Here is a 26,265-nt window from a genome sequence, read left to right on the forward strand (position 1 = left end):
CCGTCACCGCCACGCCGCCGGCAACCCGGGGTTCGCGGTCCCGTCGCCTGCGGTCGCCGTGACAGGCGCCGGGCCGCCATCCTCTCCTCGCACCGTGTCGGTCAGCGCCGGCCCCTCCCGCGCGGCGTCCCACTCCCTCGGAGGTCCCCGTGCACCCGTCCCACCTCAGCGCACCGCGCGCCTCCGCCGGCGCCCTGGCTCTCGCGGCGGCCCTCGCCGTCCCGCTGGTCACCGCCGGTCCGGCGGCCGCGGGCTCGGGCGGCCACGGCTACGGCCGCGACGCCGAGCCGGTGCGCTTCGCCACCTACAACGTCTCGATGTTCCGCACCACCGAGGGCGAGCTGGCCGACGACCTGGCCGACGCCGACGACGAGGCGCAGGACGCCGAGGTGCGCAACGTCGCCGAGGTCGTCCAGCGGCAGCGGCCCGACGTGCTGCTGCTGAACGAGTTCGACCACGACGCCGAGGGGCTGGCTTTGGAGCGGTTCCAGGAGAACTTCCTCGCCGTCGGCCAGGGCCCCGCGGGGGAGGAGGCCGAGCCCATCGAGTACCCGTACGCGATGGTGTTCGCGTCGAACACCGGCGTCGCCAGCGGCTTCGACCTCAACGACGACGGCACGGTGGGCACGGAGGGGCAGGCCTACGGGGACGACTCGTTCGGCTTCGGCACCTTCCCCGGCCAGTACGCCTTCGCGGTGCTGTCGAAGCACCCGATCGACACCGACGAGGTGCGCACCTTCCAGGAGTTCCGGTGGGCGGACATGCCCGGTGCCCGGCTGCCCGACGACCCGGCCACCCCCGAGCCGGCCGACTTCTACTCCGCCGAGGAGCTGGACGTCGTCCGGCTGTCCAGCAAGAACCACGTCGACGTCCCGGTGCAGATCGGCCGGCGGACCGTGCACGTGCTGGCCAGCCACCCCACCCCGCCGACCTTCGACGGGCCGGAGGACCGCAACGGGTTGCGCAACGCGGACGAGATCCGCTTCTGGGCCGACTACGTCACCCCGGGGAAGGGTTCCTACATCTACGACGACCAGGGGGAACCCGGTGGTCTGCACCCGCGCGACCGGTTCGTGATCATGGGGGACCTCAACGCCGACCCGGCCGACGACGGCAACGGGCTGCCCGGCGCGGCCGACCAGGTGATCGGGCTCCGGCAGGTCCAGGATCCGCGGCCCACCAGCGAGGGGGCGGCCGAGGCGGCGGCCCGGCAGGGTGGGGCGAACCTCGGGCACGACGGCGACCCGGCCCTCGACACCGCCGACTTCGCCGACGGGGAGACCGACCCGGGCAACCTCCGCGTCGACCACGTGCTGCCGTCGAAGCGGCTCCGGGTCTGCGGCGCCGGGGTCTTCTGGCCGTCGTCGGACGACCCGCTGTCGCGGCTGACCGGGGTCTACGACCCGCAGTTCACCAACGGGTTCCCCAGCTCCGACCACCGGATGGTGTGGGTGGACATCGCACTGCAGGGCACGCACCACCGCTGACCCGCGCCGTCCGGGGGGCTGCTCAGCGATCGACGCGGGCGGCCTCCCGGCGGAGGGTGAGCCCCTGCCGCAGCAGCCCGGCGGCGAGCACCGCGCCGACGCCCTCCCCTGCGCGCAGCCGCAGGTCCAGCAGCGGCTCGACGCCGAGCGCGTGCAGCACCAGCTCGTGCCCGCGCTCCCGGCTGCGCTGACCGGCCACCAGCGCCGACTGCGCGGCCGGCTCCAGCCCGACGGCGACCAGCGCGGCCACCGAGGTGGCGAACCCGTCGACGACGACGACCGCCCCGGCGTCCGCGGCGCCCAGCACCGCGCCGGCGAGGACGGCGAGCTCCGGCCCGCCCAGCTCGGCCAGCGCGGTGAGCGGGTCGAGCCGGGCGCCGGCCCGGTCCAGCGCGGCGCCGACCACGGCGCGTTTGCGCTCGACCATCGCCGAGTCCGCGCCCGCGCCCAGGCCCACGACGTCCGCGGGCTCGAGCCCGAGCAGGCCGGCGGCCAGCGCCGCGGCGACCGTCGTGTTGCCCACCCCGACCTCACCGAGGGCGACCAGCCCGGTCGCCGCCCCGTGCTCGGCGCCCAGCCGGCGGCCGGCGGCCAGCAGCGCCGCCGCGTCGTCGGCGGTCAGCGCCGGGCCGGTCACCAGGTCGCCGCGTGCCCCGGCCGGCCGGACGTCGAGCGCCCCGGGCACCGCGGTTCCCTGCACCCCGGCGTCCACGACCACGACGTCCAGGCCGGCCGAGCGCGCGGCGGTCGCCCCCAGCGCCTGTCCGGCGACGGCGGCCGCGGCGATGTCCCGGGTGGTGGCCACGGGGAACGCGGAGATCCCGGAGCCGGTGACGGGGTGGTCGGCGGCGGCGAGCAGCAGGGTGCCGCCGGTCAGCCCGGTGCGGCCCAGCGCGACGACCCGGTCGACCGCCCGGTCGAGCACGCCCAGCGACCCGGGCGGGGTGAGCAGCCGGTCGGCCTGGTCGCGGGCACCGACGACGGCGGCCGGCTCCGGGCTGCGCAGCCGGTTCGGCGGGGGCGCGGCGTCGGCGTCCGGCCAGCGGTCGGTGAGGACCACATCGTCCAGCGGCTGCCGGCGCGACCAGCCGGCCCGCTCCAGCCCCGGCGCGGGCGGCCGCTCGTCGGGCCAGCCCAGGCACAGCCAGCCCAGGGTGACCACCCCCTCGGGCAGGCCGAGCAGCTCCCCGAGCTCCTCGGGGCGGAACAACGTCACCCAGCCCAGGCCCAGCCCCTCGGCGCGGGCGGCCAGCCACAGGTTCTGGATGGCGGTGGCGCAGCTCCACAGGTCGGCGTCCGGGAAGGTGGCCCGCCCGAGCACCCCGGCCGCCGGGGTGCGACGGTCGCAGCAGACGACGACGCCCAACGGCGCCTCCCGCACGCCCTCCAGCTGCAGGTCCAGCAGCCGGGCGCCGGCCTCGGGCTCCAGCTGCGCGGCCTGGCGGAGCCGCTCCCGGTCGGTGAGCACGGCGGCCCGGTCCCGGATGGCCGGGTCGCGGACGACGACGAACCGCCACGGCTGGCTGTGCCCCACCGACGGCGCCTGGTGGGCGGCGGTGAGCACCCGGGTGAGCACCGCGTCGGGCACCGGGTCGGGCCGGTAGCGGCGGACGTCGCGCCGGGCGCCGATGGCGCGGTACAGCCCGGCCCGGTCGGCCTCGGGGAGCGCCCAGCCGGTCGGGTCGGCGGCGCGCTCGGAGGCGGCGCTGCCGTCGCCGATCAGCGGCACCGGCCGGGGCCAGGTGGTCATCGCTCGACCTGCTGCAGGAACCGCCGGACGGTCTCCAGGAACACCTCGGGCTGCTCGGAGTGCACCCAGTGCCCGGCGTTCTTCACCCGCACCAGCCGGGTCGAGGGGAACAGCTCGTCCATCCGCGGCCGGTCGTCGTCCAGCACGTAGTGCGAGTTCGCCCCGGCGATCCACAGCACCGGGCCGTCGTAGGTCGCTCCCGGCTCGGGCTCGGGGAAGCGCCGCAGCTCACCCAGGTCGCGGGCGAGGGTCTCCAGGTTCAATCGCCACTTCCACCCTTCCTGCCCGTCGCGGACCAGGCTCTGCAGCAGGAAGCCCCGGACCATCGTGCTGGGCACCGCATCGCGCAGCGCCCGGTCGGCGTCCTCCCGGGTCTCCAGCGCGTCGACGTCGACCGCCTGCATCGCGGCGATGAAGGCGGCGAACGCCGAGGCCTCCTCGTCCGGGTCGTCCGTGCGCCCGCCGGTCTCCGGGTAGTCGACCGGCGCGATGTCGACGACGACGAGCGCGCGCAGCAGCTCCGGCCAGCGCAGCGCCAGCTGCATCGCGACCTTGCCGCCCATGGAGTGCCCGACCAGGGTGACCGGCTCGCCGAGCAGGGCGAGCTCCGCGGCGACGAACTCGGCCATGTCGCCGTAGTCGACCCGGTCGGTCCACGGCGAGTGCCCGTGGTTCGGCAGGTCGAGCAGGGTGACCCGGTGGCCGTCGTCGGCCAGGGCCTTGGCGATCGTCGTCCAGTTGCGCCCCTGGCCGAAGAGGCCGTGCACGAAGACCACCCGGGGTCCGGTGTCGCCGAGCGTGCGGGCCGCCAGCCGGTTCGGGTCGGTCATGCCCCGATCCCATCAGATGAGCCGGTGATCGTGCGCCCAGCCCATGTCCCTGCACCGGATCGTCGGTGCCCGCACCTACCGTCGACGGGCTCACTGCACCACCGCTGCGAGGAGATCCCCGTGCCCGGACGCCGCCGGCGTGCCACCCGCTCGTCCACCAGCACCACCGCCCGGACGACGACCACCCGGAAGGCCGCCCCCACGCGGAAGGCGGCCCCGGCCCGCACGGCGGCCGCCCGGAAGGCAGCCCCGAAGAAGGCAGCGCCGGAGCTGCCGGTGGCCGGGCCGGGGGAGCGGGTGTGGGTGCTCGCCGTCCCCTTCCGGGCTCCCGCGCCCGGGGCGAGCTGGCACGCCGGGCTCTCCGCGCACGTGTACGTCGGCGCCACCCTCCCGGCGGCGCTGCAGCCCTACGACCCGCCGCCGCACAGCCTGGAGCGGTACCTGGAGGACGAGCTCAACACCGTCCCCCGTCCGCTGCCGGCCGCCCGGCCGATGACCCCGCGCGAGCAGCAGGTCACCGGCGCGGGCGTGATCGCGGCGCACGCGGCCGCCGGCGGGCGGATGTTCCTGCTCGGTGACGACCCCGGGGTGGGGAAGACCGGCACCGCCGTGCTCGCCGTCCAGCGGATCGCCGAGCAGCGCGCGGCCACCCCCCGCCCGGTGCGCCGGGTGCTCGTCGTCGCCGACCGCCCGGCGGCGATCACCGTGCCGCACTGGGCCCGCTCCATCGGCGGGTTCGGGGGCGCTGCGCCTGGCGGGCAGGGCCTGCGCTGGTGCGTGACCACCTGGGACCGGCTGGGCAAGGTGGCCGCCGCGACGAAGGCCACCGGGCACGGCTTCGACGTCGTCGTCGCCGACGAGGCGCACATGGTGCGGCACACGACGACCCAGCGGTGGAAGCACTGGAAGGCGGTCTCCGGCAGCGGCCGGGTCAAGGACGCCCCGTTCGTGCTGCTCGCGACGGCGACGCCGGCGCACACCCCGCTCGAGCTGCCCTACCTGGCGCCGCACTTCGCCACGCTGCACGGCGAGCCGCTGCGGGAGTGGGCCGATCTGCCTGCCCGGCTCGCCGCGCACGGGTTCCACGTGGAACGTGGCCGCTACGGCTGGGCGTGGACCGAGGACGCCGACGAGCGCCGCGCCGACCTCGCCCGGCTGCGCAGCTGGCTGGCCGACACCGACCCGCCGGCCACCCTGCACCGGCCCGCGCCCTGGGGGCCGGTGTCCGTCACCGGCACCCCGGTCCAGCTGACCCCGGCCGAGCGCGCGCAGTACGAGGCGGAGTGGTCGGAGTTCCGCGCCGAGATGCAGCTGGCCCGCCGGAAGCGGGAGACCGCCCGCGGCCGGGCGGCGCTGCTGCGCTTCCGGCAGAAGGCCGGGCTGATCCGGGCCGCGGCCACCGTCGACTGGGTGACGGCTCAGGTGGAGGCCGACCGGCAGGTCGCCGTGTCGGCGGAGTTCGTGGAGACCGCCGCCGACCCGATCCGCGAGGCGCTGCTGGACGGCGGGATCGCCGTCGCCGGGATCTACGGCCGGGACCGCTTCGACGTCGAGGCGGAGCGGTTGCGGTTCCAGACCGGCGAGGCGCCGGTGTGCGTGTTCACCGTGACCGCCTCGATCAGCCTGCACGCCGGCGAGCAGCTGCCCGGCGGCCTCGTCGCCTCGACCACCCCGCGGGTGGGGCTGTTCCACCAGCCGCGGTTCTCCGGCATCGCGGCCCGGCAGGTCACCGGCCGCACGCACCGCGACCACCAGGTGTCGCCGTGGCGGGTCGCGTTCGCCGCCGACACCGTCGAGGAGGACGTCGCCCGGGTGATGGTCGAGCGCCTGGCGGTCACCGGGTCCACCGCGGGCGGGGACACCGCCGGGCTGCAGCAGATCGCCGAGTTGCTGGACGCCGACTGGCTGCCCGCCGCCTCGCTGACCGGTGTTGACTGATCCCCGTCAGCGGGTGATCTGCCAGGCGTCCCGCACCTGGGCGGCGCTGAGCACCGTGCCGTAGATGCTCACGTGCGCCAGCGACCCGGCGAAGTACCTGCTCGTGGGAGCCGACGGCCAGGTGTTCAGGTTGTCGAAGCCGATCCGCCAGAACCCGGTGAAGGGCTCCGCCCCCGTCGCCGAGCCCCTCGCGACCAGCGCACCGTCCACGTAGAGGCGCAGCCCGTCGCCGGCGGAGAAGGTCGCGGTCACCAGGTGCCACGCACCGTCGTTGTACGACCGCGGGCTGGTCACCGTGCTGATGGAACCGTTGTAGACGCCGAAGACGAGCTGCCCGCTGTCGGTCATGTAGACGTGCCGGTCGTAACTGCTGGACAGGTCGCCGTTCGTACCGTTGCCGAAGCCGATCAGCTTGCCGCCCCCGCCGGTCGTGGTCTGGAACCACAGCTGCAGCGAGAACGTCTGCGGGCCGGCTACGGCCTGGGTGCTGTACACCCTGCCGCTCCTGCCGTCGAAGACGATCGCCCGGTCGTCCCCCACCCCGCACGGCGCGCCGCTCGCGGTCGACGTGAGGTTGCCGGCGTAGGTGCCGTTGCCCGCGGTCCGGGCCGCACCGGTGTTGCTCGCGACGTTGCCCCGGGTCTCCTGGAGGCGGTAGTACTGCGCGGCGTTGGCCCCGCCGGCGACATCGGTGCAGTTCCAGGCGGCCGCGATCGGCACGGTCAGCCGCGGGGTGGACGCGGTGTCGCTGAAACCCGCGGTGGCGCCGGGCAGCGAGACGGTGAGCACCACGGCGGCGGTGAGCACGGTGCCCCGGCGCAGGACGCGGGCCGGTGGTCGCCGGACGCCGCCCCAGCCGGGTCGCTTCCCGTCGTCGGTCCGCTCGGCCGGTGGTCCGGCCGGAGGGGCGTCGTCGGGACGGCGGTGGGCCACGGCGAGCGCCAGCAGCGCGGCCAGCCCCAGCACCGCGGCCACCAGCGGCCAGACCCGCCGCTCGGCGAGCCAGACGGCCGGCTCACCGACGAGCGGCAGGCGCAACGCGACCGCCCCGTGGACGTCGGCCGGGTCGACCAGGGAGCCGTCGGCCCGGGGGTTGGCGTCGCCCTTCAGCTGCAGCCCGCCGGACTCCACGGCGACCAGTCGGTGCAGCCGCAGCTGACCGGGCAGGTCCGGGTCGTCCACGAGCACGACCGAGCCGGGCTCCAGCGCGCCGGTGGCGACCGGCCGGACCACGGCGACGTCGCCGGGGGAGAAGGTGGGCTGCATCGAGCCGGACATCACGACGCTGGACTGCCAGCCGACGAGGGCGGGGAGCACCGAGGCCGCCAGCAGCAGCGCCAGGGCGCCGAGCGCGATGCGGCTCAGCGTGCTCAGGACGAGCGCGGTCCAGCCCTGCCGCCAGGTGGTGCTGCTCATCGCTGCTGCGCCTCCCAGGCGAAGGTGACGCTGGCCGAGGCGCCCTTGACGCTCGTCGGCGCGTCCTCGGACAGCGCGAAGCTCACCCGGTAGGTCCGGCGCTCGGGCGCGGCGCCGCCGGCGGTGTCCCAGGGCAGGACGCCGTCGGCGTAGGTGGTGGGGAACCGGGCCAGCGTCGTCGCCAGCGGCGCGGTGAGGGCGGTGAAGCCGGCGCAGTCGTCGTTGACGCCGCCACCGGTGCCGGCGGTCCAGCTGAAGTCCAGGGCCTCGGTCAGCCCGGAGACCGTGGCCGTCCGCTGCTTCACGTACAGGCGCACCTGCGCCGGCTCGGAGCCGGTGGAGGTCACGGCGATGCACTCGGTGTAGGTGACCCCCGGGCGCAGCGCGGGCAGGGTGAACGTGCCGAGGCCCTCGATCTCGTTGGCCACCGCGACCGTGCCGGTGCTGACGCCGGCGGCCAACGTCGGGGTGGCGGCGGTGAACCCGGCGTACGCGGCCTGCCACACCAGCGCGGCAGCGACGACGAGCGCGCCGGCCGAGGACACGACGATCCCGCGTCGCGTCGCGCGACGGCTGGGACGGCGGAGGGTCACCCTCGTCATGCCTGGCTCTCCGGGGATCCGGGGGAGTCGGCCGCTCCGGCCACCTCCTGCAGCCCCCGACGCTAGGACCGGACGGTCCGGCCTGGAAGACTCCAGGTGACCGTGCCACTCCACTGGGTGACCGAAGTCGGGAGGACGTGACGCACATCCGGGCAGGCCGGTCACGCAGGGTGGTCCGGCGCCGCCGAGCTCAGAGCTGCGGGGACACCAGCCGCATCGGCAGGTGCAGGATGCCGTCCTCGTCGTAGTCCGGGCCCGACCGGCGGAAGCCGAAGCGCTCGTACCAGCTCTCCAGGTACGCCTGGGCGCCGATGTCGACGGTGCGGCCCGCGCACAGCTCGAGACCGCGGCGGATCAGCGCCGCGGACAGCCCCCGGCCTCGCGCGCCCACGGCGGTGGCCACCCGGCCGATGGCGCGGTCCTCGCCGTTGTGCAGCACCCGGATCGTGGCCAGCACCGTGCCGTCGTCGGCGGCGAACCAGAGGTGCTCGGTGGTCGGCTCGGTGTCGCGGCCGTCGAGCTCGGGGTACGGGCAGGCCTGCTCCACGACGAACACGTCGACCCGCAGCCGCAGGATGCCGTACAGCTCGGCCGGGGTCAGCTCGGCGAACGGCGCCTGGCGGAGGCGGGGCGAACCGGTCACCCGTGCATCGGTCACCGCGTCATCGTCGCAAGCCGCTCCTCACCCGGTGGCCGCGGTGCGGTGTTAGCGTCGATGCCCTGACACGGGGTGTCCCACCCGGGACTGAGATCACACCCGTCGAACCTGCTCCAGTTCGCACTGGCGAAGGGATGTCACCGCGTGGACGCCACCTCCCTGCGCACCGCCCACGAGGCGCTGCGCGACACCGCACCCCTGGTGCACTGCCTCACCAACACCGTGGTGCAGACGATCACCGCGAACGCGCTGCTCGCCGTGGGCGCGGCCCCGGCGATGGTCGACGACCCGGCCGAGGCCGGGGAGTTCGCCGCCGTCGCCTCCGCGGTGCTGGTCAACGTCGGCACCGTCTCCGCCCGCACGGCCGACGCGATGCGCCTGGCCGCCCGCGCTGCGGGTGAGGCCGGCACCCCGTGGGTGCTCGACCCGGTCGCCGTCGGCGGGCTCGCGTTCCGCACCTCGCTTGCCGCCGACCTGGTCGAGCTGCGGCCCACGGTCGTCCGCGGCAACGCCTCCGAGGTGCTCGCCCTGGCCGGCGCCGGGGCCGGCGGGCGCGGGGTGGACAGCACCGCCGACCCGGACGACGCCGTGGAGGTCGCCGCGTCGCTGGCCCGGCGCACCGGCGGCGTGGTCGCGGTGAGCGGGCCCGTGGACGTCATCACCGACGGCGAGCGCACCCTGCGCGTCGGCGGCGGCTCGGTGCTGCTCACCCGCACCACCGGCGCGGGCTGCGCGCTGGGCGCGCTCACCGCCGCCTACGTCGCCGCCACCGGCGACCCGCTGCTGGGCGCCGTCGCCGCCCACGCGCACGTGGCGCTGGCCGCCGAGGTCGCCGCCGACCTCGCCGACGGGCCGGGCACTTTCGCGCCGCAGTGGCTGGACGCGCTCGACGCCCTCGACGGCGAGGCGCTCACCCGCGCCGACGTCCGCGCCGCCTGATGCGACGCGCCTTCGACCCCACCCTCTACCTGGTCACCGACACCCTGCTGTGCGCGCCGCGATCGGTGCCGGAGGTGGTCGCCGCCGCGGTGGCCGGCGGGGTCACCGCCGTCCAGGTGCGGGACAAGACCGCGGGCCGGCGCGACCTGCTCGCGCTCACCCGCGCCGTCCAGGCGGTGCTCGCCCCCACCCCGGGGGTGCGGCTGTTCGTGAACGACGCCGTCGACGTCGCGCTGCTCGCCGGCGCCGACGGGGTGCACGTCGGCCAGGACGACCTGCCGGCCGGCGAGGTGCGCACCCTGCTCGGCCCCGACGCCCTGGTCGGGGTCTCGGTGGGGGACGACGCCGACCTGGACGGGGCGCTGGCCCTGCCGCCGGGCACGGTCGACGTGGTGGGGCTCAGCCCGGTGTGGGCCACCCCGACCAAGCCCGACGCCGGCCCGGGGCTCGGGTTGGCCGGCACCCGGTCGCTGGCCGCCCGGGCACAGGCCGGCGGGATCGCCGCCGTCGCGATCGGCGGCATCTCCGTCGCCAACGCCGCCGAGGTGCGGGCGACCGGCGTCGACGGCGTCTGCGTCGTCTCCGGCATCTGCGCCGCCCCCGATCCCGCTGCCGCCGCCCGCGAGCTGCGGGCCGCGCTGACCCAGGAGCTGATCGACCGATGACCGCCGCCGTCGCCCTCACCGTCGCCGGCTCCGACCCCAGCGGCGGCGCCGGCATCCAGGCCGACCTGAAGACGTTCAGCGCGCTGGGCGCCTACGGCACCGCGGTGTTGACCGCGCTCACCGCGCAGAACACCCGCGGTGTCACCGGCGTGCACGGCGTCCCGGCGGAGTTCGTCGGGGAGCAGCTGCGCACCCTGTTCGCCGACGTGACGGTGCACGCCACCAAGCTCGGCATGCTGGGCACCGCGGAGGTGGTCCGCGAGGTGGCCGCCGCGCTGGCCGGCCGGCCGGGCGGCCCGGTGGTGTGCGACCCGGTGATGGTGGCGACCAGCGGTGACCGGCTGATCTCCGAGGATGCGGTCGCGGCCGTGCGCGCCGACCTGCTGCCGGTCAGCGACCTGATCACCCCGAACGTGCCCGAGGCCGCCGCCCTGCTGGACGTCGCCCCGGCCACGACCGTCGACGAGCTGCCCGACCAGGCCCGGGCGCTGCTGGCCCTCGGCCCGGCCGCGGTGCTGCTCAAGGGCGGGCACCTGGGCGGGGACGACAGCGTCGACGTGCTGGTCACCGCTGATCGCGTGGTAGAGACCCGGCGACCCCGCATCGAGACGACGTCGACGCACGGCACCGGGTGCACGCTCTCCTCCGCGCTGGCCGCGCTGGCCGCCCGCGAACGGCAGGCGGGGCGGCCGGTGGACTGGGCGCCGCTGGTCGAGCAGGCGCGGGACTACCTGCAGGCCGCCCTGGCCGCCGGGGAGACGCTGAGTATCGGCTCCGGGCACGGCCCGGTGCACCACTTCGCCGGCTGGTGGTGAGGGCCGGCTGGTGGTGAGGGCTCAGCTCTCCGCGTCGAGCACCCGGCGCAGTAGCCGGGCGGCCATCTGGTCGCCGCCCTCGGCCCCGCGCAGCAGCTGCTCGATGGCGCCGTCGACGTCGCCCTGCTCCAGCAGCAGCACGCCCAGGTCGTGGTGGCAGTGCAGGTCACCGGCGTCGATGCCCGCCCGGTAGGCGGCCGCGGCCGCGACCGGGTGGTCGAACTCCTCGGCGAGGAGGCCGCCCAGCGGCCGCCAGCTCTCCTCCTCGCTGCGCAGCGCCCCGGCCTCGAGCACGCTGCGCGCCTCCTCCAGTCGGCCGGCGGTGCGCAGCAGGTCGGCCAGGTCGACCCGGGTGGAGGGGTGCCGGTCGGCCCCGGCCCGCAGCTCGCCCTCCAGCGCCGGGTCGCGCGTCTCGTCCCACCGCCAGCAGGCCAGCACGGCCCGCGCGTGGGCGTCGCCGGCGTCGACGGCGCGCTGCAGCCACGCCTGCGCCTCGGACAGGTCGCCCTCCTCGCGCAGCGACCAGGCGAGGTGGACGGCGGCGTCGGGGTCACCGAGCTCCGCGCCGCGGCGGAACGCGGCCCGGGCCTCCTCACGCTGCCCCTGCTCCAGCTGGGCGGTGCCGAGGGTGGCCCAGGCGGCGCGGTCACCGGCGGCCAGCGCCTCCCGCGCGGCCTCCTCGGCGTCGGCCCACCGTTCCACGTGCAACAACGCGATCGCCAGGTTGAGCCAGGCGTCGTCCTCACCGTCGGCCGCGGCCCGCTCGTAGGCGTGCACCGCCTCGTCCCAGCGGCGCAGCTCGGCCAGGCTGTTGCCCAGGTTGAACCAGGCCAGCGCCGAGCCGCGCGCGGCGGCCCGGCCGAACGCGACCACCGCGGCTGCGTGGTCCCCGGCCTCGGCCAGGTCGCAGCCACGGTTGATGAGGTCGTCGATCTCGGCCTCCGCCGCGCCGTCCCGGGTCATGCGGGCAGTCTGGGGTGGCCCGCGGTCGTCCGTCGACCGCCTGCGCACCCGGACTGACCAGTCCGGGGGATCCGCCGGCTGGCTCGCGACTCAGCCGGTCCAGTCCGGCGGGTCGCCGGGGGCGAGGTCCGGGTCGTCGGCGGCCAGGGTGCGGACCGGCCCGGGCGCCGTGCGCGGTCCCTCGAAGCGGACGGTCACCCGGTTCAGCCCGCTGCCCCAGACCCAGCCGGCGCCGAGCCCGGTGTGGACGACGTCCTGACCGGGGTACCAGGCGGTCACCGACGGCCCGGGGGCCGGATCGGCCGGCAGCGGCTCGACCGGCTCCTCCGTGCTCACCACCGCACCGGTGTCCTGCTCGGCGAACAGGTCGCCCTGCACGAATGTCGACAATCCGGAGACGCCGACGCCGAGCAGCCGCACCCCACCGCTGCGGTCCACCCCGGCGAGCAGCCGGTGGGCGACCTCGGCGATCTGCCGGGGGGCGTCGACCGGGTGCGGCAGGGTCTGCGAGCGGGTCAGGGTGGTGAAGTCGTAGCGGCGCACCTTGAGGGTGACGGTGCGCCCCGAGGTGCCCGAGCGCTGGAGCCGGGTGCCCACCCGCACCGCGAGCGCCTCGATCTCCGCGGCCAGCCGCGCGGGGTCGGTGAGGTCGCGGGCGAAGGTCTCCTCCGCGCTGACCGACTTCGCCTCCCGGTCGGGCACCACCGGACGGTCGTCGTCGGCGCGGGCCAGCCGGTGGAGGCCGGTGCCGTGCGCCTGGCCGACCAGGCTGGTCAGGTCGACCAGCGACAGCCGGTGCAGCTCGCCGACGGTGGTCACCTTGATGCTGGCCAGCCGCTCGGCGGTGGCCGGGCCCACCCCGCCGAGGCTGCGCACCGGCAGCGGGTGCAGCACCTCGAGCTCGGAGCCGGGCGGGACGACGGTGAGCCCGTTCGGTTTGTCCAGCTCGGAGCCGATCTTCGCCAGCGACTTCGACGTGGCCACGCCGACCGAGCCGGTGACCCCGCCGGTGGCCGCGGCGATGCGGGACTTCAGGTCGCGGGCCAGCGTGGTGACGCCGGCGACGGACAGGTCGTGCCCGCCGGCGGCCAGGTCGACGTAGGCCTCGTCGATGGAGACCGGCTCGACCAGCGGCGAGAGCTCGCGGAGCAGGCCCATGACCACCTCCGACGTGCGCCGGTAGGCGGCGAACCGGCCGCCGAGGAACGCGGTGCCGGGCGGGCAGAGCCGACGGGCCTCGGCGGTGGACATGGCGCTGCGGGCGCCGAACGCCCGGGCCTCGTAGGAGGCGGTGGCGACCACGCCGCGGCCGCCGGTGCCGCCGACGACCACCGGACGACCGCGCAACGAGGGCTTGTCCCGCTGCTCGACGGCGGCGAAGAAGGCGTCGAGGTCCAGGTGCAGGATGCTCGCTTCGCGCCGCACGCCGTCCACACCTCCCTCCGCCCGGGAACACGCCGGCCCGCCACGGGGCTGCTCCCCCGGGTGATCCATCATCTCCCCGACCGACCGAGCACGAGGAGCGACGAGGGCATGACCGAGCAGAGCCAGTGGGTGCAGATCACGCAGGCCGACCCGGAGCACTCGGCGCGGTACGCCGAGCGGTTCCGGGTGATGGCCGCCCAGGGCGCCGACCTGGCCGGCGAGGCGCGGCTGGTCGACGCGTTCCTGCCGCGCGGCGCGCGGGTTCTCGACGCCGGCTGCGGCCCGGGCCGGGTGGGCGCCTTCCTCGCCGCGGAGGGGCACGACGTGGTCGGGGTGGACGTCGACCCGGTGCTGATCGCCGCCGCCGAGGCCGACCACCCGGGCCCGCGGTGGCTGGTCGGCGACCTCGCCGAGCTGGACCTGCCCGACCGCTTCGACGGCATCGTGTGCGCGGGCAACGTGATGGCCTTCCTCGCCCCCAGCACCCGGGGCACGGTGCTGGAGCGCTTCGGCGCCCACCTGGCCGACGGCGGTCGCGCGGCGATCGGCTTCGGCGCCGGCCGGGGCTACGACTTCGACGAGTTCCTGGACGACGTCCGGGCCGCCGGGCTCGTGCCCGACCTGCTGCTGTCCACCTGGGACCTGCGGCCGTTCACGCCGGAGTCGGACTTCCTGGTCGCGGTGCTGCGGACGGGGTAGGACGGCGGCATGACCCACCTGCCCGACCCCGCCACGTTCTCCCGCCGGGACGACCAGCCCAGCGCGGGGCGCACCCGGTTCGTCGCGACCGGAGCGCAGACGCGCGGGGACTTCGGGCTGTTCGAGGTGACCATGCCCCCCGGTGGCAGCGGGCCGGGGCCGCACCTGCACCGCACGTTCAGCGAGGCGTTCCACGTGCTGGAGGGCTCGCTGGCGGTGCTGGCGAACGGGGAGTGGACGACCGCGCACGCCGGGGACCTGCTCTACGTGCCGCGGTCGGGGGTGCACGCCTTCCGGTCCGCCGGCGACGACGTCGGCGCCCGGTTCCTCATCCTGTTCACCCCGGGCATCCCGCGGGAGGACTACTTCACCGGGCTGCTGGAGCTGCACGCCGGCGGCCGCACGCCGACGACGGCGGAGATCGACGACTTCGCCCTCCGGCACGACCAGCTCAACCTGCGCGACTGACCGGCGTGCCGCTGCTCACCGTGGGCCACGGGCCCGACGACCGCACCCGCCTGGGCGACCGGCTGCGGACCGCCGGGATCGCCGAGCTGGTCGACGTGCGCCGCTTCCCCGGCAGCCGGGTGAACCCCGACGTCCGGCGGGAGGCGCTGGAGGCCTGGCTGCCGGAGCTCGACGTGGCCTACCGCTGGGAGCCGCGGCTGGGCGGCCGGCGGCGGCTGCCCCCGGGCGAGCCGGTCGTCGACGACTGGTGGACCGTGGCGCAGTTCGCCGCCTACGCCGCGCACACCCGGACGGCGGAGTTCGCGACCGCGCTGGACGAGGTGCTCACCGCCGCCGGGGAGCGGGTCGTCGCGGTGATGTGCAGTGAGAGCGTGTGGTGGCGCTGCCACCGGCGGCTCGTCGCCGACGTCGCCGTCCTGGCGCACGGCGCACCGGTGCACCACCTGATGCCCGACGGCCGGCTGGCACCGCACCGTCCGGCCGAGGGCGCGGTGCTCGGGGACGACGGCGCGGTGCGCTGGCCGGCCCGGTCCTGACCGGGCCGGCCGGGGGTCAGCCCTGGCGGCCGCGCCCGTTGTTGCCGTTGCCGCTGCCGTTGCCGTTCTGCTCCACGACCGCCTGCTGCGGAGCGACCTCGGCGGTCTCCTCGGCCGGCGCGGGGGCCGGGGCAGGGTCCTTCTTGCCGCCGCCGTTCTGCCGGGCAACCGAGGAGACGGCCTGACCGTGCTCGCGCCCGGAGTCGAAGCTCTGGTGGGCCACCTCGGAGACGGCCTCGCCATGGGTCGGCGACGTCCCGGCGTCCTCGTCGGTGCCGGGCTCGGGAGCGACGGTCTCGTCGACGACCGGCTCGGTGACCGGGGACTCCTGCTCGACCGGGGCCTCGGTGGTGGGGGCCTCGGTGGTCGGGTCGGCGGGCGCGGCAGGCTCCTCGGTGGTCGGGTCAGCGGGCGCGGCAGGCTCCTCGGTGGTGACTGCCTCGACCGTGGTGTCCGGCGCGGTCACCGACGTGCTCTCCGAGGCGGACTGCACCACCTGGGTGGTGGCGGCCGCACCTCCACCGGCGACCACGACGGCGGCGGCGCCCGCGGTGAGCTTCACGCCCAGGCCCGCCGAGGCGACCTTGGCGAGCAGGGCAGGGACCAGTCCGAGCATGGGGCACTCCTCATCGAGAACGAACGTTCTCGGAAGTGATCGGCAGGTGCGGCGGCACCTTGAGGCCGATCACCCGATCGGCTGGCCGTGGCACCGTCCCCGGAGGGTCAGCGGTACCAGACGGAGACCCGCCCGTCACGGACCGAGATCCCACCACCGACGAACGGCTGGCTCACCAGCCCGTTGCGGACGGTCATGGCGCCCGCCGGGTAGGACAGCCGGCCCTGCTCCCAGCCCTGTGCGGCCCACGCGTCCCGGATGGGGCCGGAGACGAAGTTGACGATCGCCCGGTAGCCGTTCGTGATCGGGCCGCCCGCGTAGGCCGACCCGCCCTGGAAGTGCTGGCCACAGCCACCGTCGCGCAGGCCGCAGAAGACCGCGGAGGTCGGGTAGCCCATGCCGCCGCGCTCGTAGCCCTGCTTCGACCACTCGTCGACGATCGCCCTCGGGATCACGAACGTCCCGGCCGGCGAGGAGTAGATGGACCCGCCGGTGTAGTGCTGGCCGCAGCCGCCGTCCTTGAGCCCGCAGAAGACGCCGGACAGCGGGTAGCCGAGGAAGCCGCGCTCCCAGCCCTGCCGGGCGTAGGCGTCCCGGAAGGCGCCCGGCACGACCAGCAGGGGCGCGCCGGGGGTCGGGTAGATCGACCCGCGCTGGAAGTGCTGCGCCGTCCCGGCGCCGATCGAGAAGGCCTCGCTGGTGGGCAGGCCGATGCCACGCTCCCAGCCCTGGGCGGCCCAGCGGTCGCGGATCCCAGCAGACACCGCGAACGCGCCGGCCGGGGAGGAGTAGATGGACCCACCCTGGAAGTGCTGCCCGCAGCCACCGCCGGCCAGCCCGCAGAAGGTGTCCCTCGTCGGGTAGCCCAGCCAGCCGCGCTCCCACCCGCCGGCGCCCCACCGGTTGCGGACGACGCCGTTCAGGACGGCGACCGTCGGCGTCCTCGGGCTGGAGTAGACGCCGCCCCGCTGGAAGCGCTGCAGGCAGCCGCCGTCCCTGAGGGTGCACTCCTGGTCCTGCAGGGGGTAGCCGAGCTTGCCCCGCTCCCAACCGCCGCTCGACCAGATGCGGCGCACCGAGTCGGGGACGATGACCGCGGCGTCGGCGGGCGGGGACCAGTAGATCGACCCACCCTGGAAGTGCTGACCGCAGCCGTCAGCCGGCAGCCCGCAGAAGGTGTCGCTGGTCGGGTAGCGCAGCGACCCGGCCTCCAGTCCGGCGTCGTACCAGGCGAGGAAGATGTCGGGATCGGTCAGCGCCCGGGCGCCGGTGGCGGCGGACCAGACGATCTCGCCGTACTCGTACTCCTGGACGCACCCGCCACCGGTCAGCGTGCAGTCCTCCACCCCCACCCCGAGGCCCAGCGGACCGGCGGACCCCCCGGTCGCGGCGTACTTGGCGGCGATCGGGGAGGAGGCGGCGGCCACCGGCGGGGCGGCCTGCGCCGTGGCCTGCCCAGCTGCGGGAGAGGGGTCGCCGTCGGTGGCCCAGCCGGCGCCGCGCTCGACCGCCGTCGGCTCCTCCGCCGACGCGACACCGGGCGCGCCCAGCAGCGCCGCCGCCGCGACCGCCACGAGACCGACCGACCGCACACGGCCACCGGGCCGCCGGACGGACCGACGCAGACCGAACACCTGGAGCTCCCCGCTGTCTGGGCACGGGTGCACCTGTGTGCGCAGTGTGAGCGGGAAGGTAGTGCGCCCAGCGGCCCCGCAACCCCGACCGCCGGACCTGCGGCGTGTCACGTTCGTGCAGGTCAGCGGCGGATCGAGCGGGCGTCGTCAGTTCGCCATGTCGACGAACCGGCTGTAGTGGCCCTGGAACGCGACGGTGACGTTCGCGGTGGGGCCGTTGCGGTGCTTGACCAGCATGATGTCGGCCTCGCCGGCCCGCGGGGACTCCTTCTCGTACATGTCCTCGCGGTGGATCATCATCACCATGTCGGCGTCCTGCTCGATCGAGCCGGACTCGCGGAGGTCGGAGAGCATCGGCTTCTTGTCCTGACGCTGCTCGGAGCCACGGTTCAGCTGGCTCATCGCGATCACCGGGAGCTCCAGCTCCTTGGCCAGCAGCTTCAGCGCGCGGGAGAACTCCGAGACCTCCTGCTGGCGGCTCTCGACCTTCTTGCCCGAGGTCATCAGCTGCAGGTAGTCGATGACGATGAGCTTGAGGTCGTTGCGCTGCTTGAGCCGCCGCGCCTTGGCCCGGATCTCCATCATCGTCATGTTCGGTGAGTCGTCGATGTAGAGCGGGGCGTCGGCGATCTCGCCCATCCGCCGGGCCAGCTTCGACCAGTCCTCGTCGGAGAGCGTGCCGGCGCGCATGTGGTGCAGCGGCACCTTCGCCTCCGCCGACAGCAGACGCATGGTGATCTCGTGCTTGCTCATCTCGAGCGAGAAGATGGCGGCGGGCAGGTGGTGCTTCACCGTGGCCGACCGGGCGATGTCCAGGCCCAGCGTCGACTTGCCCACACCGGGTCGGGCGGCGATGACGACCATCTGGCCGGCCTGCAGGCCGTTGGTCAGCTCGTCGAGGTCGCGGATGCCGGTGGGCACGCCGCGGGCCGTGCCACCGCGCGAGGCGATCGCGTCCAGCTCGTCCATGGTGGGCTGCAGGACGTCCTCGAGGCGCGAGTAGTCCTCGCTCATCCGCTTCTCGGTGACGTCGTAGATCTCCTGCTGGGCGCGGTCGACGATGTCGTCGACGTCGCCCTTCCCGCCGGCCGCGCCGTAGCCCAGCTGCACCACCCGGGTGCCGGCCTCGACCAGCCGCCGGAGCACGGCCTGCTCGGCGACGATCGCCGCGTAGTAGCCGGCGTTCGCCGCGGTCGGCGTGGAGGCGATCAGCGTGTGCAGGTACACCGCGCCGCCCATCTTGGACAGCTGGTCGGTGCGGTTGAGCTCCGCGGCGACGGTGATCGCGTCGGCGGGCTCGCCGCGGCCGTAGAGGTCGAGGATGACGTCGAAGATGATCTGGTGCGCCGGGCGGTAGAAGTCGGGCCCGGCGAGGACCTCCACGACGTCGGCGATCGCGTCCTTGCTCATCAGCATGCCGCCGAGCACCGACTGCTCGGCCGCGACGTCCTGAGGCGGCTGCCGGTCGTACTCCGGAGCCGTCGGCCTCGGCCGGCTGATGTCGTCGACGACCGCCACGCTGGATCCTCCTGTCCGCCGGTCCACGTCGGGACCGGCTGCTGCTGTGCACCTGGTGCTGACCGCACGACGGCGGCCCCTGCCGTGCGGGCGCCGACCGTCGGGTCGTTGCTACCGCCGGGCACCGACAGTTCGGTGCCCGGCGGCAGCTGGTGAGGACGTTAGGAAGCTGTCGGCCGCACGTCCAACACCGCTGTGCACGTCGATCTGCACAACTTGTGGACAAATCGGTGGACGACCGTGGTCGCCGTGTGGACGGCCCGGGGGACGACGACTCGTCGTGTTCCGGCAACCCCCTCGTCACCTGCGGCGCAGCCGCACCCAGCCTGTGGACGGGAGAAAGTCCGCCACTTCCCCGGCGCGGCGCACCGTCGGCGTGCCGTCCGCGTTCCCGCTGGTCACACGCGCATCGCGGGGCACGGCGCGGCCCGGCGACGGTGCCCGCCCACGTCGTCCCGGGCAGCGGGGGCTGCGGCCGCCGGTGAACGGTGCACGACCCCGGCCCCCGTCGCGGCGCGACGGGCACGACGGCGGCGACGGCGGTGCGAGGGCCGCGGGGAGCCCTTCCACGGCCGCCGCCGGGCCCCGTGCTCCCCACCGCGGGGACCGTTGTGCACCGTGATGTCCACAGACTGTGGAGAAGTCGACACGGGGCCGCGGTCGGTGGCCCCGGCGCGGCCTCCCGGCGCGGCGACCTTGTGGACGGCGGGTGGACCGGCGGGTGGCCGCACCCGGGCGACCGGCCGCGGAGACGCCACGAGGGGCGCCGGACCGGAGTCCGACGCCCCTCGTGGGCGGTGCTGTGGGCCGGCTGTGTCAGCCGGCGGACGTCATCAACCAGCGACGACGTCGAGGTTCACCGTTGCGGAGACCTCGGGGTGCACCCGCACCGTGACGGTGTGGGCGCCGGTCGTCTTGATGCTGCTCGGGATCTCGATCCGGCGACGGTCGAGCTCCGGACCACCGGCGGCGGAGACCGCGGCGGCGACGTCGGCGGTGGTGATCCGGCCGAAGAGCCGGCCACCCTCACCGGCGCGGGCCGGCAGCGTGACGGTCAGGCCGCTGAGCCGCGCGGCGATCGACTGGGCGTCTTCCAGCGACGCGACGTCGCGGGCGGCACGCGCCCGGCGCAGGCTGTCGACCTGCTTCTCGGCACCCCGGGTGGCGACGATGGCCAGCCCGCGGGGCAGGAGGTAGTTGCGGCCGTAGCCGCCCCTGACCTCGACGGTGTCGCCGGAGGACCCGAGACCGGTGACCTCCTGCGTCAGGATCAGCTTCATGGTGCTCATGATCAGCGCGCCGTGGAGGTGTAGGGCAGCAGGGCCATCTCGCGGCTGTTCTTCACGGCCACGGCGACGTCACGCTGGTGCTGGCTGCAGTTGCCGCTGACGCGGCGGGCACGGATCTTGCCGCGGTCGGAGATGAACTTCCGCAGCAGGGTCGTGTCCTTGTAGTCGATGTAGGTCGCCTTGTCCTTGCAGAACTGGCAGACCTTCTTCTTGGGCTTGCGCACAGGGGGCTTGGGCACTTGGGGTTCTCCTGGGAGATCAGTACTGGAGTTGTCGGCCCCGCTGCAGGGGCCCGCCGCGAGCGTGCGAGCGGTGGGGGGCAGCGGGGTCCTTCATCAGAAGGGCGGTTCGTCGGAGGACGCCGGCGGGGTGGACCAGGGGTCGCTCGCCCCGCCGCCGGAGAAGCCACCGCCACCGCCGCCGCCACCGCCGCTGAACCCACCGCCGCCGCCACCCTCGCTGCGCGCAGCGCGGGTGACCTTGGCCGTGGCGTACCGGAGGCTGGGGCCGATCTCGTCGACCTCGAGCTCGACGACGGTGCGCTTCTCGCCTTCCTTCGTCTCGAACGAGCGCTGCTTCAAGCGCCCCGAGACGATGACCCGCGAACCGCGGGTGAGCGACTCAGCGACGTTCTCCGCCGCCTGACGCCAGACGTTGCACCGCAGGAACAGGGCCTCGCCGTCCTTCCACTCCTGCGACTGACGGTCGAAGGTGCGGGGCGTCGAGGCGACGGTGAAGTTGGCGACGGCGGCGCCGGACGGCGTGAACCGCAGCTCCGGGTCGGCCGTCAGGTTCCCGATGACGGTGATGACGGTCTCGCCGGCCATGGTCAGTGGACCTCGGGCCGCATCAGCTTCGTGCGGAGCACCGACTCGTTGAGGTTCAGCTGCCGGTCGAGCTCGGCGACGGCGGCCGGCTCGGCCTGGATCTCGACGATGGCGTAGATGCCCTCGACGTTCTTCTTGATCTCGTAGGACAGCCGGCGGCGGCCCCAGATCTCGGTCTTGACGGTGCCACCGGAGTTGGTGACGACGGTCAGGAACCGGTCCAGGCTGGGAGCGATGGTCCGCTCCTCGAGCTCAGGGTCGAGGATGATCATCAGTTCGTAGTTGCGCACGGAGAACCCCACCTCCTCTGGTCTCAGCGGCCGCAGCACATCTGCGGCAGGAGGGTCGTACATGCGTCGCGCGCCGGACCTGCGGACAGCAGGACAGACGCGCACCGGCCAGGCTACCAGCGCAGGTGACACCACCGGTGCGTCGGACCGGCGATCTACGCTCCTCGGGTGGCTGAGCAGCTGATCGGCGTGCACGTCGGACCGGGCCTGACCGAGGCGAACGAGCTCGACGAGGGCGGCCCGCTGGCCCGGGCCGCGGAGCTGGACGCCGACGCCGTCCAGGTCTTCCTGGCCGACCCGCAGGGCTGGAAGGCGCCGAAGCCCCGCCCGGACGCCGACGCGCTGCTCGCCTCCGACGTCGCCGTCTTCGTGCACGCGCCGTACGTGCTCAACGTCGCCTCCACCAACAACCGGATCCGCATCCCCAGCCGGAAGCTGCTCGGGCAGCACGCCCAGGCCTCGGCCGCGATCGGCGCCCGCGGCATGGTGGTGCACGGCGGGCACGTGCTGGCCGCGGACGACCCGGCGGCCGGCGTCGACAACTGGCGCAAGACCTTCGCCCGGCAGGCCGACGACGGCGGGTTCGGCGTCCCGGTGCTGATCGAGAACACCGCCGGTGGCGACAACGCGATGGCCCGCGAGCTGGCCGCGGTGGGCCGGCTCTGGGAGGCGGTCGGCGGGTTCGGCGCCGGGTTCGTGCTCGACACCTGCCACGCCTGGGCGGCCGGCTGGGACCTGGCGAGCGTCGTCGACGACGTGCGGGCGGTCACCGGGCGCATCGACCTGGTGCACCTGAACAACAGCCGGGACCCGGCCGGCTCCGGCCGCGACCGGCACGCGCCGCTGGAGGCCGGGGAGATCCCGGTCGAGCTGCTGCTGCACGTCGCGCGGGAGGCCGGCTGCCCGGTCGTCCTGGAGACACCCGGGGACGCCGCGTCGCACGCGGCGGAGATCAGCCGGCTGCGGTCGACCCTGTCCTGACGGGGCGGTGCGCCCCGCCGGGCCGCCGGGTGCGGCGCAGGACCACCCGGTCGACGGCGCCGTCCAGCACGCCACCGGCCGGGTCGTCGACCCCCGGCCAGCTGCGCCGCACCAGGTCGCGGTCCGGCTGCCACACCTCGCGGACCACCAGCACCATCAGGGCGACGATCGCGACGTCCCGCAGGACGACGGCGGTGTAGAACCACTCGACGCCGACCCCGCGGGCATCGGAGCCGAGGTAGTACAGCATCGTCATCGCCCACACCAGCGCCTCGGTGGCCTGCCACGCCAGCAGCGAGCGCCACCGCGGCCGGGCCAGCACCGCCAGCGGGAGCAGCCACAGTGCGAACTGCGGGCTGTAGACCTTGTTCAGCAGCAGGAAGGCCGCGACCAGCAGGAACGCCAGCTGCGGCAGCCGGGGCCGCAGCGGGGCGGCCAGCGCCAGCCAGCAGACCCCGGCCGCGGCCAGCACCAGGACCACGGCCACCACGGTGTTCAGCTGCTCCGGCGCCTGCCCCTCGGCCAGCGGACCGTCGAGGAACCGGTCCCCGGACCAGTCGATGAGCAGCGCCCAGATCGACTCCGGGTTGGCCGGGCGGGTGTCGCTGAGGGTGAAGAAGCGCGCCCAGTTCTCCGGCGCGGCCAGCGCCACCGGCACGTTCACCACCAGCCAGGCGACGCCGGCCGCGACCACGGTGGAGAGCCAGGCGCGCAGCCGGCCGGCCCGCAGGCAGAGCGCGAACAGCACCCCCAGCACGATCAGCGGGTAGAACTTCGCCGCCACCGCCAGCCCGAGCAGCACCCCCGCCAGCACCGGGTGGCACCGGGCCCACGCCCACATGCCCAGGGTGGTGAGCGCGACGGCGAGCAGGTCCCAGTTGGTGAAGGCGTAGACGAACAGCACGGGGGACAGCGCCACCATCGCCGCGTCCCAGGGCCGCCGTCCGCTGAGCGCCAGGACGCCGCGGGTGACCACCAGGGCCAGCACCGACAGCAGCAGGGCGGTGACGACGGTGAAGGAGAGCACCGGCACCGGGTCGGGCAGCAGCCCGGTGCCGCGGGCCAGCGCGTCGTACCCCCGGCCGAGAACGGCGGCCAACTGCATCATCGCGCCGGTCAGCACCGGGTACTCCACGGCGGAGTCCAGGTAGGGCACCTGCCCCTCGGACAGCCCGCGGCTGCCGAACAGCGCGACGGCGTCGCTGTAGCAGAGGTGCGTGTACTGCTTGGAGCCGCTCCAGTCGCCCGCCGCGCACGGCGCCTGCTTCGCCCAGGCCGCCGCGAGCACGGTGACGGTGAAGAGCAGGCAGACCCGCAGCGGCGTCCAGAACCGGGCCCGGCCGGTGAGCGCGTGCCGGCCCCAGGGCCCACCGACCGCCTCGCTCGCCTGGATCGCCACCGGATCGGTCCAGGTGGGCACCACCCGGTCGGGCTGTCCCGACGCCTCGGGCTCGAACACCGCGGGCCCGCCCCCCGGCTGGTCGGCCGGGACGGACGGGCCCGCGGAGGAGGTGCTCACGCGATCAGTCTGCCGGGGTGCTCACTGGTTGGTGCCGGGGACACCGGGAGCCGGCGGAACGGCGCCACCACCACCCCCGGCACCACCGCCACCGGCGTCGCCACCCGTGTCCCCCCCGGTGTCCCCGTCGGCGCCGCCGGCGCCGCCGCCACCGGTGTCCTCACCGGTGCCGCCGTCGTTCTCGCTCCCGGGCGGGGGAGCGACGGCCGAGGAGGAGGACGGCGACGACGAGGACGACGGCGCCGAGCTGGTCGCCGGCGCCGGCGCCGGCGCCCGGGTGGTCTGCACCGGCGCCCGCGACGTCTCCACCGGGGTCGGCGTCGGCTCCGGCACGCCCTCCCCGGTGTCGCCCTTGATCAGCGCCCGGCTGGGCAGCTGCTCCACCGGGGTGTCGGCGAGGGCCGCGTCCATGAAGTCCTGCCAGATCTGCCCGGGCAGCCCTGAGCCGTAGATGATGCTGCCCTGGGCGTTCCGGATCGGGGCGAGGCCCTGGGTGCCCACCCACACCGCCGCGGAGAGCGACGGGGTGTAGCCGACCATCCAGGCGTCGGAGTTGTTCGTGCGGTCCAGCCCCTGGGTGCCGGTCTTGCTGGCGACCGGACGGTTGCCGGTCAACGACCGCTTCGAGTAGGACGCGACGTCCTCCAGCGCGTAGGTGACGTCGCTGGCCACGTTGGGCGCGACGGCCTGCCGGGACTCGACCGTGCTCCCGTCGATCGTCTTGGAGACCGTGCCCGCGTTGTCGACCAGCTGGGCCACGAAGTGCGGCTTGCGCCAGACCCCGCCCGCGGCGAACGTGGCGAAGCCGGAGGCCTGGTCGATCGGGCGCACCTCGTACTCGCCGATCCCGATCGCACCACCGGTCTGCTGGCTCTCCGGGCTGACCAGCGAGGGCAGGCCCCGCAGGCTCTTGGGAACCGTGTTGTCCGTCGGCCAGCTCTGCGGGATCCCGGTGGCCTTCCGCGCGACCTCGGCCACCTCGGCCGGGCCGACCTCCAGCGCCAGCCCGTAGAAGGTCGTGTTGAGCGAGCGGGTGATCGCCTCCCGCAGCGTGCAGGCCCCGCACTGCGCGTTGCCGGAGTTCACCACCGGCTGCCCGGGGCGGTCCTCGAACTCCTGCGGGGAGCTGCCGTCCCGCCGCGCCTCCACGCTGATGCCCTGCTCCAGGGCGGCGGCCAGCGTGTAGGGCTTGAACGACGAGCCCGGCTGCTTGAAGGCCTGCGCGTAGTCGGTGGTGTCGGCAGCCGGGTCGTCACTGCTGCGCCGGTCGTTGCCGTAGTAGGCGACGACGCCACCGGTCGCGGGGTCGATCGCGACCAGCGCCTCGCGGAGCGCCGGGTCCTCCCCGGTCATGACGCCCTGCACGGCCGCCACGGCGGCGTCCTGCCGGCCCTTGTCCACGGTGGTGGTGACCCGCAGCCCCCCGGCCTCCACCTCGTCCCGGCTGTAGCCGTAGTCGGCGAGCTCGGCGATGACCTGGTCGACGATCAGCCCCTCCGGGCCGGCCGGCGTGCCCAGGCCGGACCCGCTGTTGGGCAGCACGGCGGGGTACTGCGCGGCGGCGCGGGCAGCGGAGTCGTACCAGCCCTCCTCGACCATGCCGTCGAGCACCCGGGCCCAGCGGTCCTGCGCGCCCTCGGGGTTGTTCTCCGGGTCGTAGGAGCTGGGGCTGCGCACCTGGACGGCGAGCACCGCGCCCTGCTCGGCGGTGAGGTCGGCCGCCGTGACCCCGAAGAAGGTGTTCGCCGCCGCCTCGATGCCGTAGGCGCCGCGGCCGAAGTAGATGGTGTTCAGGTAGTTCTCCAGGATCTCGTCCTTGGAGTACTGGTTGTCCAGCTTGACGGCGAGGAAGAGCTCCTTGAACTTCCGGCTGAAGGTCTGCTCGGAGCTCAGGAAGGCGTTCTTCACGTACTGCTGGGTGATGGTCGAACCACCCTGGGTCGAGCCGCCGGTGAGGTTGTTCCACGCCGCCCGCAGGATCCCGGTGAAGGAGATGCCCGGGTCGGTGTAGAAGCTGCGGTTCTCCGCGGCGAGGATCGCGTTCCGGGCCGGCTCGGACACCTGGTCCAGCGACACGTTCGTCCGGTTCTCGCTCCCCAGCCGGGCCATCTCGGTGACGCCGTCGGAGTAGTACACGACCGTGGTCTGGTCGTTCTGGATGGCCGCGACCGAGGGCACCTCGGTGGTGGCGTAGACGACGCCGACGAAGACCCCGAGCAGCACGAGCATGCTCACCAGGACGCCGGCGACCACCTTGTACCAACGCTGGCGCCGCTGCTTCGCGCTGCGGTTCTTCTTCCCGCCGCCGCCCCCGCGTCCGCCCTTGGCGGTCGGCGGCCGGCTGCCCGGGGGGCGGCCACCGCCCCCGCCGGAGGCCGGGCGGGCGCCCGCGGGCCGGCC

25 protein-coding genes and 1 riboswitch are annotated in these 26,265 nt (G+C 75.0%); of the genes, 9 read left to right on the forward strand and 16 right to left on the reverse strand.

Annotation, left to right across the window (positions count from 1 at the left end; genetic code table 11):
- Positions 1-149: 149 nt before the first annotated feature.
- Positions 150-1,487 (forward strand): endonuclease/exonuclease/phosphatase family protein, encoded by a 1,338-nt coding sequence (locus ACI79A_RS12280; RefSeq protein ID WP_457083477.1) that lies wholly within the window; start codon positions 150-152, stop codon positions 1,485-1,487.
- Positions 1,488-1,509: 22 nt separating this feature from the next.
- Here ACI79A_RS12280 and bluB read toward each other — a convergent pair whose 3' ends face one another.
- Complete coding sequence (gene bluB, locus ACI79A_RS12285; protein WP_457083479.1) at positions 1,510-3,237, reverse strand: 5,6-dimethylbenzimidazole synthase; 1,728 nt, start codon at positions 3,235-3,237, stop codon at positions 1,510-1,512.
- On the reverse strand, positions 3,234-4,067 hold the full coding sequence (locus ACI79A_RS12290) for an alpha/beta fold hydrolase (protein WP_457083481.1): 834 nt from the start codon (positions 4,065-4,067) through the stop codon (positions 3,234-3,236). Before ACI79A_RS12290 ends, bluB begins: the two co-directional genes overlap by 4 nt.
- 120 nt (positions 4,068-4,187) lie before the next feature.
- On the opposite strand from ACI79A_RS12290, the gene ACI79A_RS12295 reads away from it, so the two are divergent.
- Positions 4,188-6,005: a helicase gene (locus ACI79A_RS12295; RefSeq protein WP_457083483.1), complete on the forward strand. Its 1,818-nt coding sequence runs from the start codon at positions 4,188-4,190 to the stop codon at positions 6,003-6,005.
- A 6-nt stretch (positions 6,006-6,011) separates the two neighbouring features.
- Here ACI79A_RS12295 and ACI79A_RS12300 read toward each other — a convergent pair whose 3' ends face one another.
- From ACI79A_RS12300 to ACI79A_RS12310, 3 genes are all read right to left on the reverse strand, one after another.
- Positions 6,012-7,421, reverse strand: a complete 1,410-nt coding sequence (locus ACI79A_RS12300) for a LamG-like jellyroll fold domain-containing protein (protein ID WP_457083485.1) — start codon at positions 7,419-7,421, stop codon at positions 6,012-6,014.
- Positions 7,418-8,023: a hypothetical protein gene (locus ACI79A_RS12305; RefSeq protein WP_457083487.1), complete on the reverse strand. Its 606-nt coding sequence runs from the start codon at positions 8,021-8,023 to the stop codon at positions 7,418-7,420. The genes ACI79A_RS12300 and ACI79A_RS12305 overlap by 4 nt, the downstream gene beginning before the upstream one ends.
- A gap of 190 nt (positions 8,024-8,213) precedes the next feature.
- Positions 8,214-8,681, reverse strand: coding sequence for a GNAT family N-acetyltransferase (locus tag ACI79A_RS12310; protein WP_457083489.1), 468 nt, complete (start codon positions 8,679-8,681; stop codon positions 8,214-8,216).
- 58 nt (positions 8,682-8,739) lie between these two features.
- A riboswitch (TPP riboswitch) is annotated at positions 8,740-8,833 on the forward strand.
- Here ACI79A_RS12310 and thiM point away from each other — a divergent pair.
- The 3 genes from thiM (at position 8,826) to thiD (ending at position 11,100) form a co-directional block, all read left to right on the forward strand.
- Positions 8,826-9,620: a hydroxyethylthiazole kinase gene (thiM, locus tag ACI79A_RS12315; protein WP_457083491.1), complete on the forward strand. Its 795-nt coding sequence runs from the start codon at positions 8,826-8,828 to the stop codon at positions 9,618-9,620. (Overlaps the previous riboswitch by 8 nt.)
- On the forward strand, positions 9,620-10,285 hold the full coding sequence (thiE, locus tag ACI79A_RS12320) for a thiamine phosphate synthase (protein WP_457083493.1): 666 nt from the start codon (positions 9,620-9,622) through the stop codon (positions 10,283-10,285). The genes thiM and thiE overlap by 1 nt, the downstream gene beginning before the upstream one ends.
- Positions 10,282-11,100 carry a bifunctional hydroxymethylpyrimidine kinase/phosphomethylpyrimidine kinase gene (gene thiD / locus ACI79A_RS12325; RefSeq protein WP_457083495.1) on the forward strand — a complete coding sequence of 273 codons (819 nt, stop codon included), beginning with the start codon at positions 10,282-10,284 and terminating at the stop codon, positions 11,098-11,100. The genes thiE and thiD overlap by 4 nt, the downstream gene beginning before the upstream one ends.
- A gap of 21 nt (positions 11,101-11,121) precedes the next feature.
- Here the strand turns inward: thiD and ACI79A_RS12330 are convergent, their stop codons facing one another.
- Both ACI79A_RS12330 and ACI79A_RS12335 read right to left on the reverse strand, forming a co-directional pair.
- Positions 11,122-12,063: a tetratricopeptide repeat protein gene (locus tag ACI79A_RS12330; RefSeq protein WP_457083497.1), complete on the reverse strand. Its 942-nt coding sequence runs from the start codon at positions 12,061-12,063 to the stop codon at positions 11,122-11,124.
- A 90-nt stretch (positions 12,064-12,153) separates the two neighbouring features.
- A complete protein-coding gene (locus tag ACI79A_RS12335; protein WP_457083499.1) occupies positions 12,154-13,488 on the reverse strand; it encodes a DNA polymerase IV in 1,335 nt (444 codons plus the stop codon).
- A gap of 108 nt (positions 13,489-13,596) precedes the next feature.
- Between ACI79A_RS12335 and ACI79A_RS12340 the strand changes: the two genes are divergently transcribed.
- Genes ACI79A_RS12340 through ACI79A_RS12350 form a run of 3 tightly spaced genes read left to right on the forward strand, consistent with a single transcriptional unit; the run spans position 13,597 to position 15,191 of the window.
- The gene (locus ACI79A_RS12340; RefSeq protein ID WP_457083501.1) at positions 13,597-14,187 is read left to right on the forward strand and encodes a class I SAM-dependent methyltransferase; all 591 of its coding nucleotides are present in this window, start codon (positions 13,597-13,599) and stop codon (positions 14,185-14,187) included.
- A 9-nt stretch (positions 14,188-14,196) separates the two neighbouring features.
- Complete coding sequence (locus ACI79A_RS12345; RefSeq protein WP_457083503.1) at positions 14,197-14,655, forward strand: cupin domain-containing protein; 459 nt, start codon at positions 14,197-14,199, stop codon at positions 14,653-14,655.
- A gap of 5 nt (positions 14,656-14,660) precedes the next feature.
- Complete coding sequence (locus ACI79A_RS12350; RefSeq protein WP_457083505.1) at positions 14,661-15,191, forward strand: DUF488 domain-containing protein; 531 nt, start codon at positions 14,661-14,663, stop codon at positions 15,189-15,191.
- A 16-nt stretch (positions 15,192-15,207) separates the two neighbouring features.
- Here ACI79A_RS12350 and ACI79A_RS12355 read toward each other — a convergent pair whose 3' ends face one another.
- The 7 genes from ACI79A_RS12355 to rpsF form a co-directional block, all read right to left on the reverse strand.
- Positions 15,208-15,807 (reverse strand): hypothetical protein, encoded by a 600-nt coding sequence (locus ACI79A_RS12355; protein WP_457083507.1) that lies wholly within the window; start codon positions 15,805-15,807, stop codon positions 15,208-15,210.
- Between the two features lie 107 nt (positions 15,808-15,914).
- Positions 15,915-17,381, reverse strand: coding sequence for an LGFP repeat-containing protein (locus tag ACI79A_RS12360; RefSeq protein ID WP_457083509.1), 1,467 nt, complete (start codon positions 17,379-17,381; stop codon positions 15,915-15,917).
- A gap of 207 nt (positions 17,382-17,588) precedes the next feature.
- Positions 17,589-18,959 carry a replicative DNA helicase gene (gene dnaB, locus ACI79A_RS12365; RefSeq protein ID WP_457083511.1) on the reverse strand — a complete coding sequence of 457 codons (1,371 nt, stop codon included), beginning with the start codon at positions 18,957-18,959 and terminating at the stop codon, positions 17,589-17,591.
- Between the two features lie 833 nt (positions 18,960-19,792).
- Complete coding sequence (rplI, locus tag ACI79A_RS12370) at positions 19,793-20,239, reverse strand: 50S ribosomal protein L9 (protein ID WP_457083513.1); 447 nt, start codon at positions 20,237-20,239, stop codon at positions 19,793-19,795.
- 11 nt (positions 20,240-20,250) lie between these two features.
- Positions 20,251-20,487: a 30S ribosomal protein S18 gene (gene rpsR, locus ACI79A_RS12375; RefSeq protein WP_089305905.1), complete on the reverse strand. Its 237-nt coding sequence runs from the start codon at positions 20,485-20,487 to the stop codon at positions 20,251-20,253.
- A gap of 96 nt (positions 20,488-20,583) precedes the next feature.
- Positions 20,584-21,075, reverse strand: a complete 492-nt coding sequence (locus ACI79A_RS12380; RefSeq protein WP_457083515.1) for a single-stranded DNA-binding protein — start codon at positions 21,073-21,075, stop codon at positions 20,584-20,586.
- Between the two features lie 2 nt (positions 21,076-21,077).
- Positions 21,078-21,365: a 30S ribosomal protein S6 gene (gene rpsF, locus ACI79A_RS12385; protein WP_457083517.1), complete on the reverse strand. Its 288-nt coding sequence runs from the start codon at positions 21,363-21,365 to the stop codon at positions 21,078-21,080.
- 168 nt (positions 21,366-21,533) lie between these two features.
- Between rpsF and ACI79A_RS12390 the strand changes: the two genes are divergently transcribed.
- The gene (locus ACI79A_RS12390; RefSeq protein ID WP_457083519.1) at positions 21,534-22,346 is read left to right on the forward strand and encodes a deoxyribonuclease IV; all 813 of its coding nucleotides are present in this window, start codon (positions 21,534-21,536) and stop codon (positions 22,344-22,346) included.
- Here the strand turns inward: ACI79A_RS12390 and ACI79A_RS12395 are convergent.
- A complete protein-coding gene (locus ACI79A_RS12395) occupies positions 22,318-23,865 on the reverse strand; it encodes a glycosyltransferase family 87 protein (RefSeq protein WP_457083521.1) in 1,548 nt (515 codons plus the stop codon). The genes ACI79A_RS12390 and ACI79A_RS12395 overlap by 29 nt on opposite strands.
- A gap of 21 nt (positions 23,866-23,886) precedes the next feature.
- A complete protein-coding gene (locus ACI79A_RS12400) occupies positions 23,887-26,118 on the reverse strand; it encodes a transglycosylase domain-containing protein (protein WP_457083523.1) in 2,232 nt (743 codons plus the stop codon).
- Positions 26,119-26,265 lie beyond the last annotated feature (147 nt).

The organism is Modestobacter sp. SYSU DS0657 (assembly GCF_054050925.1).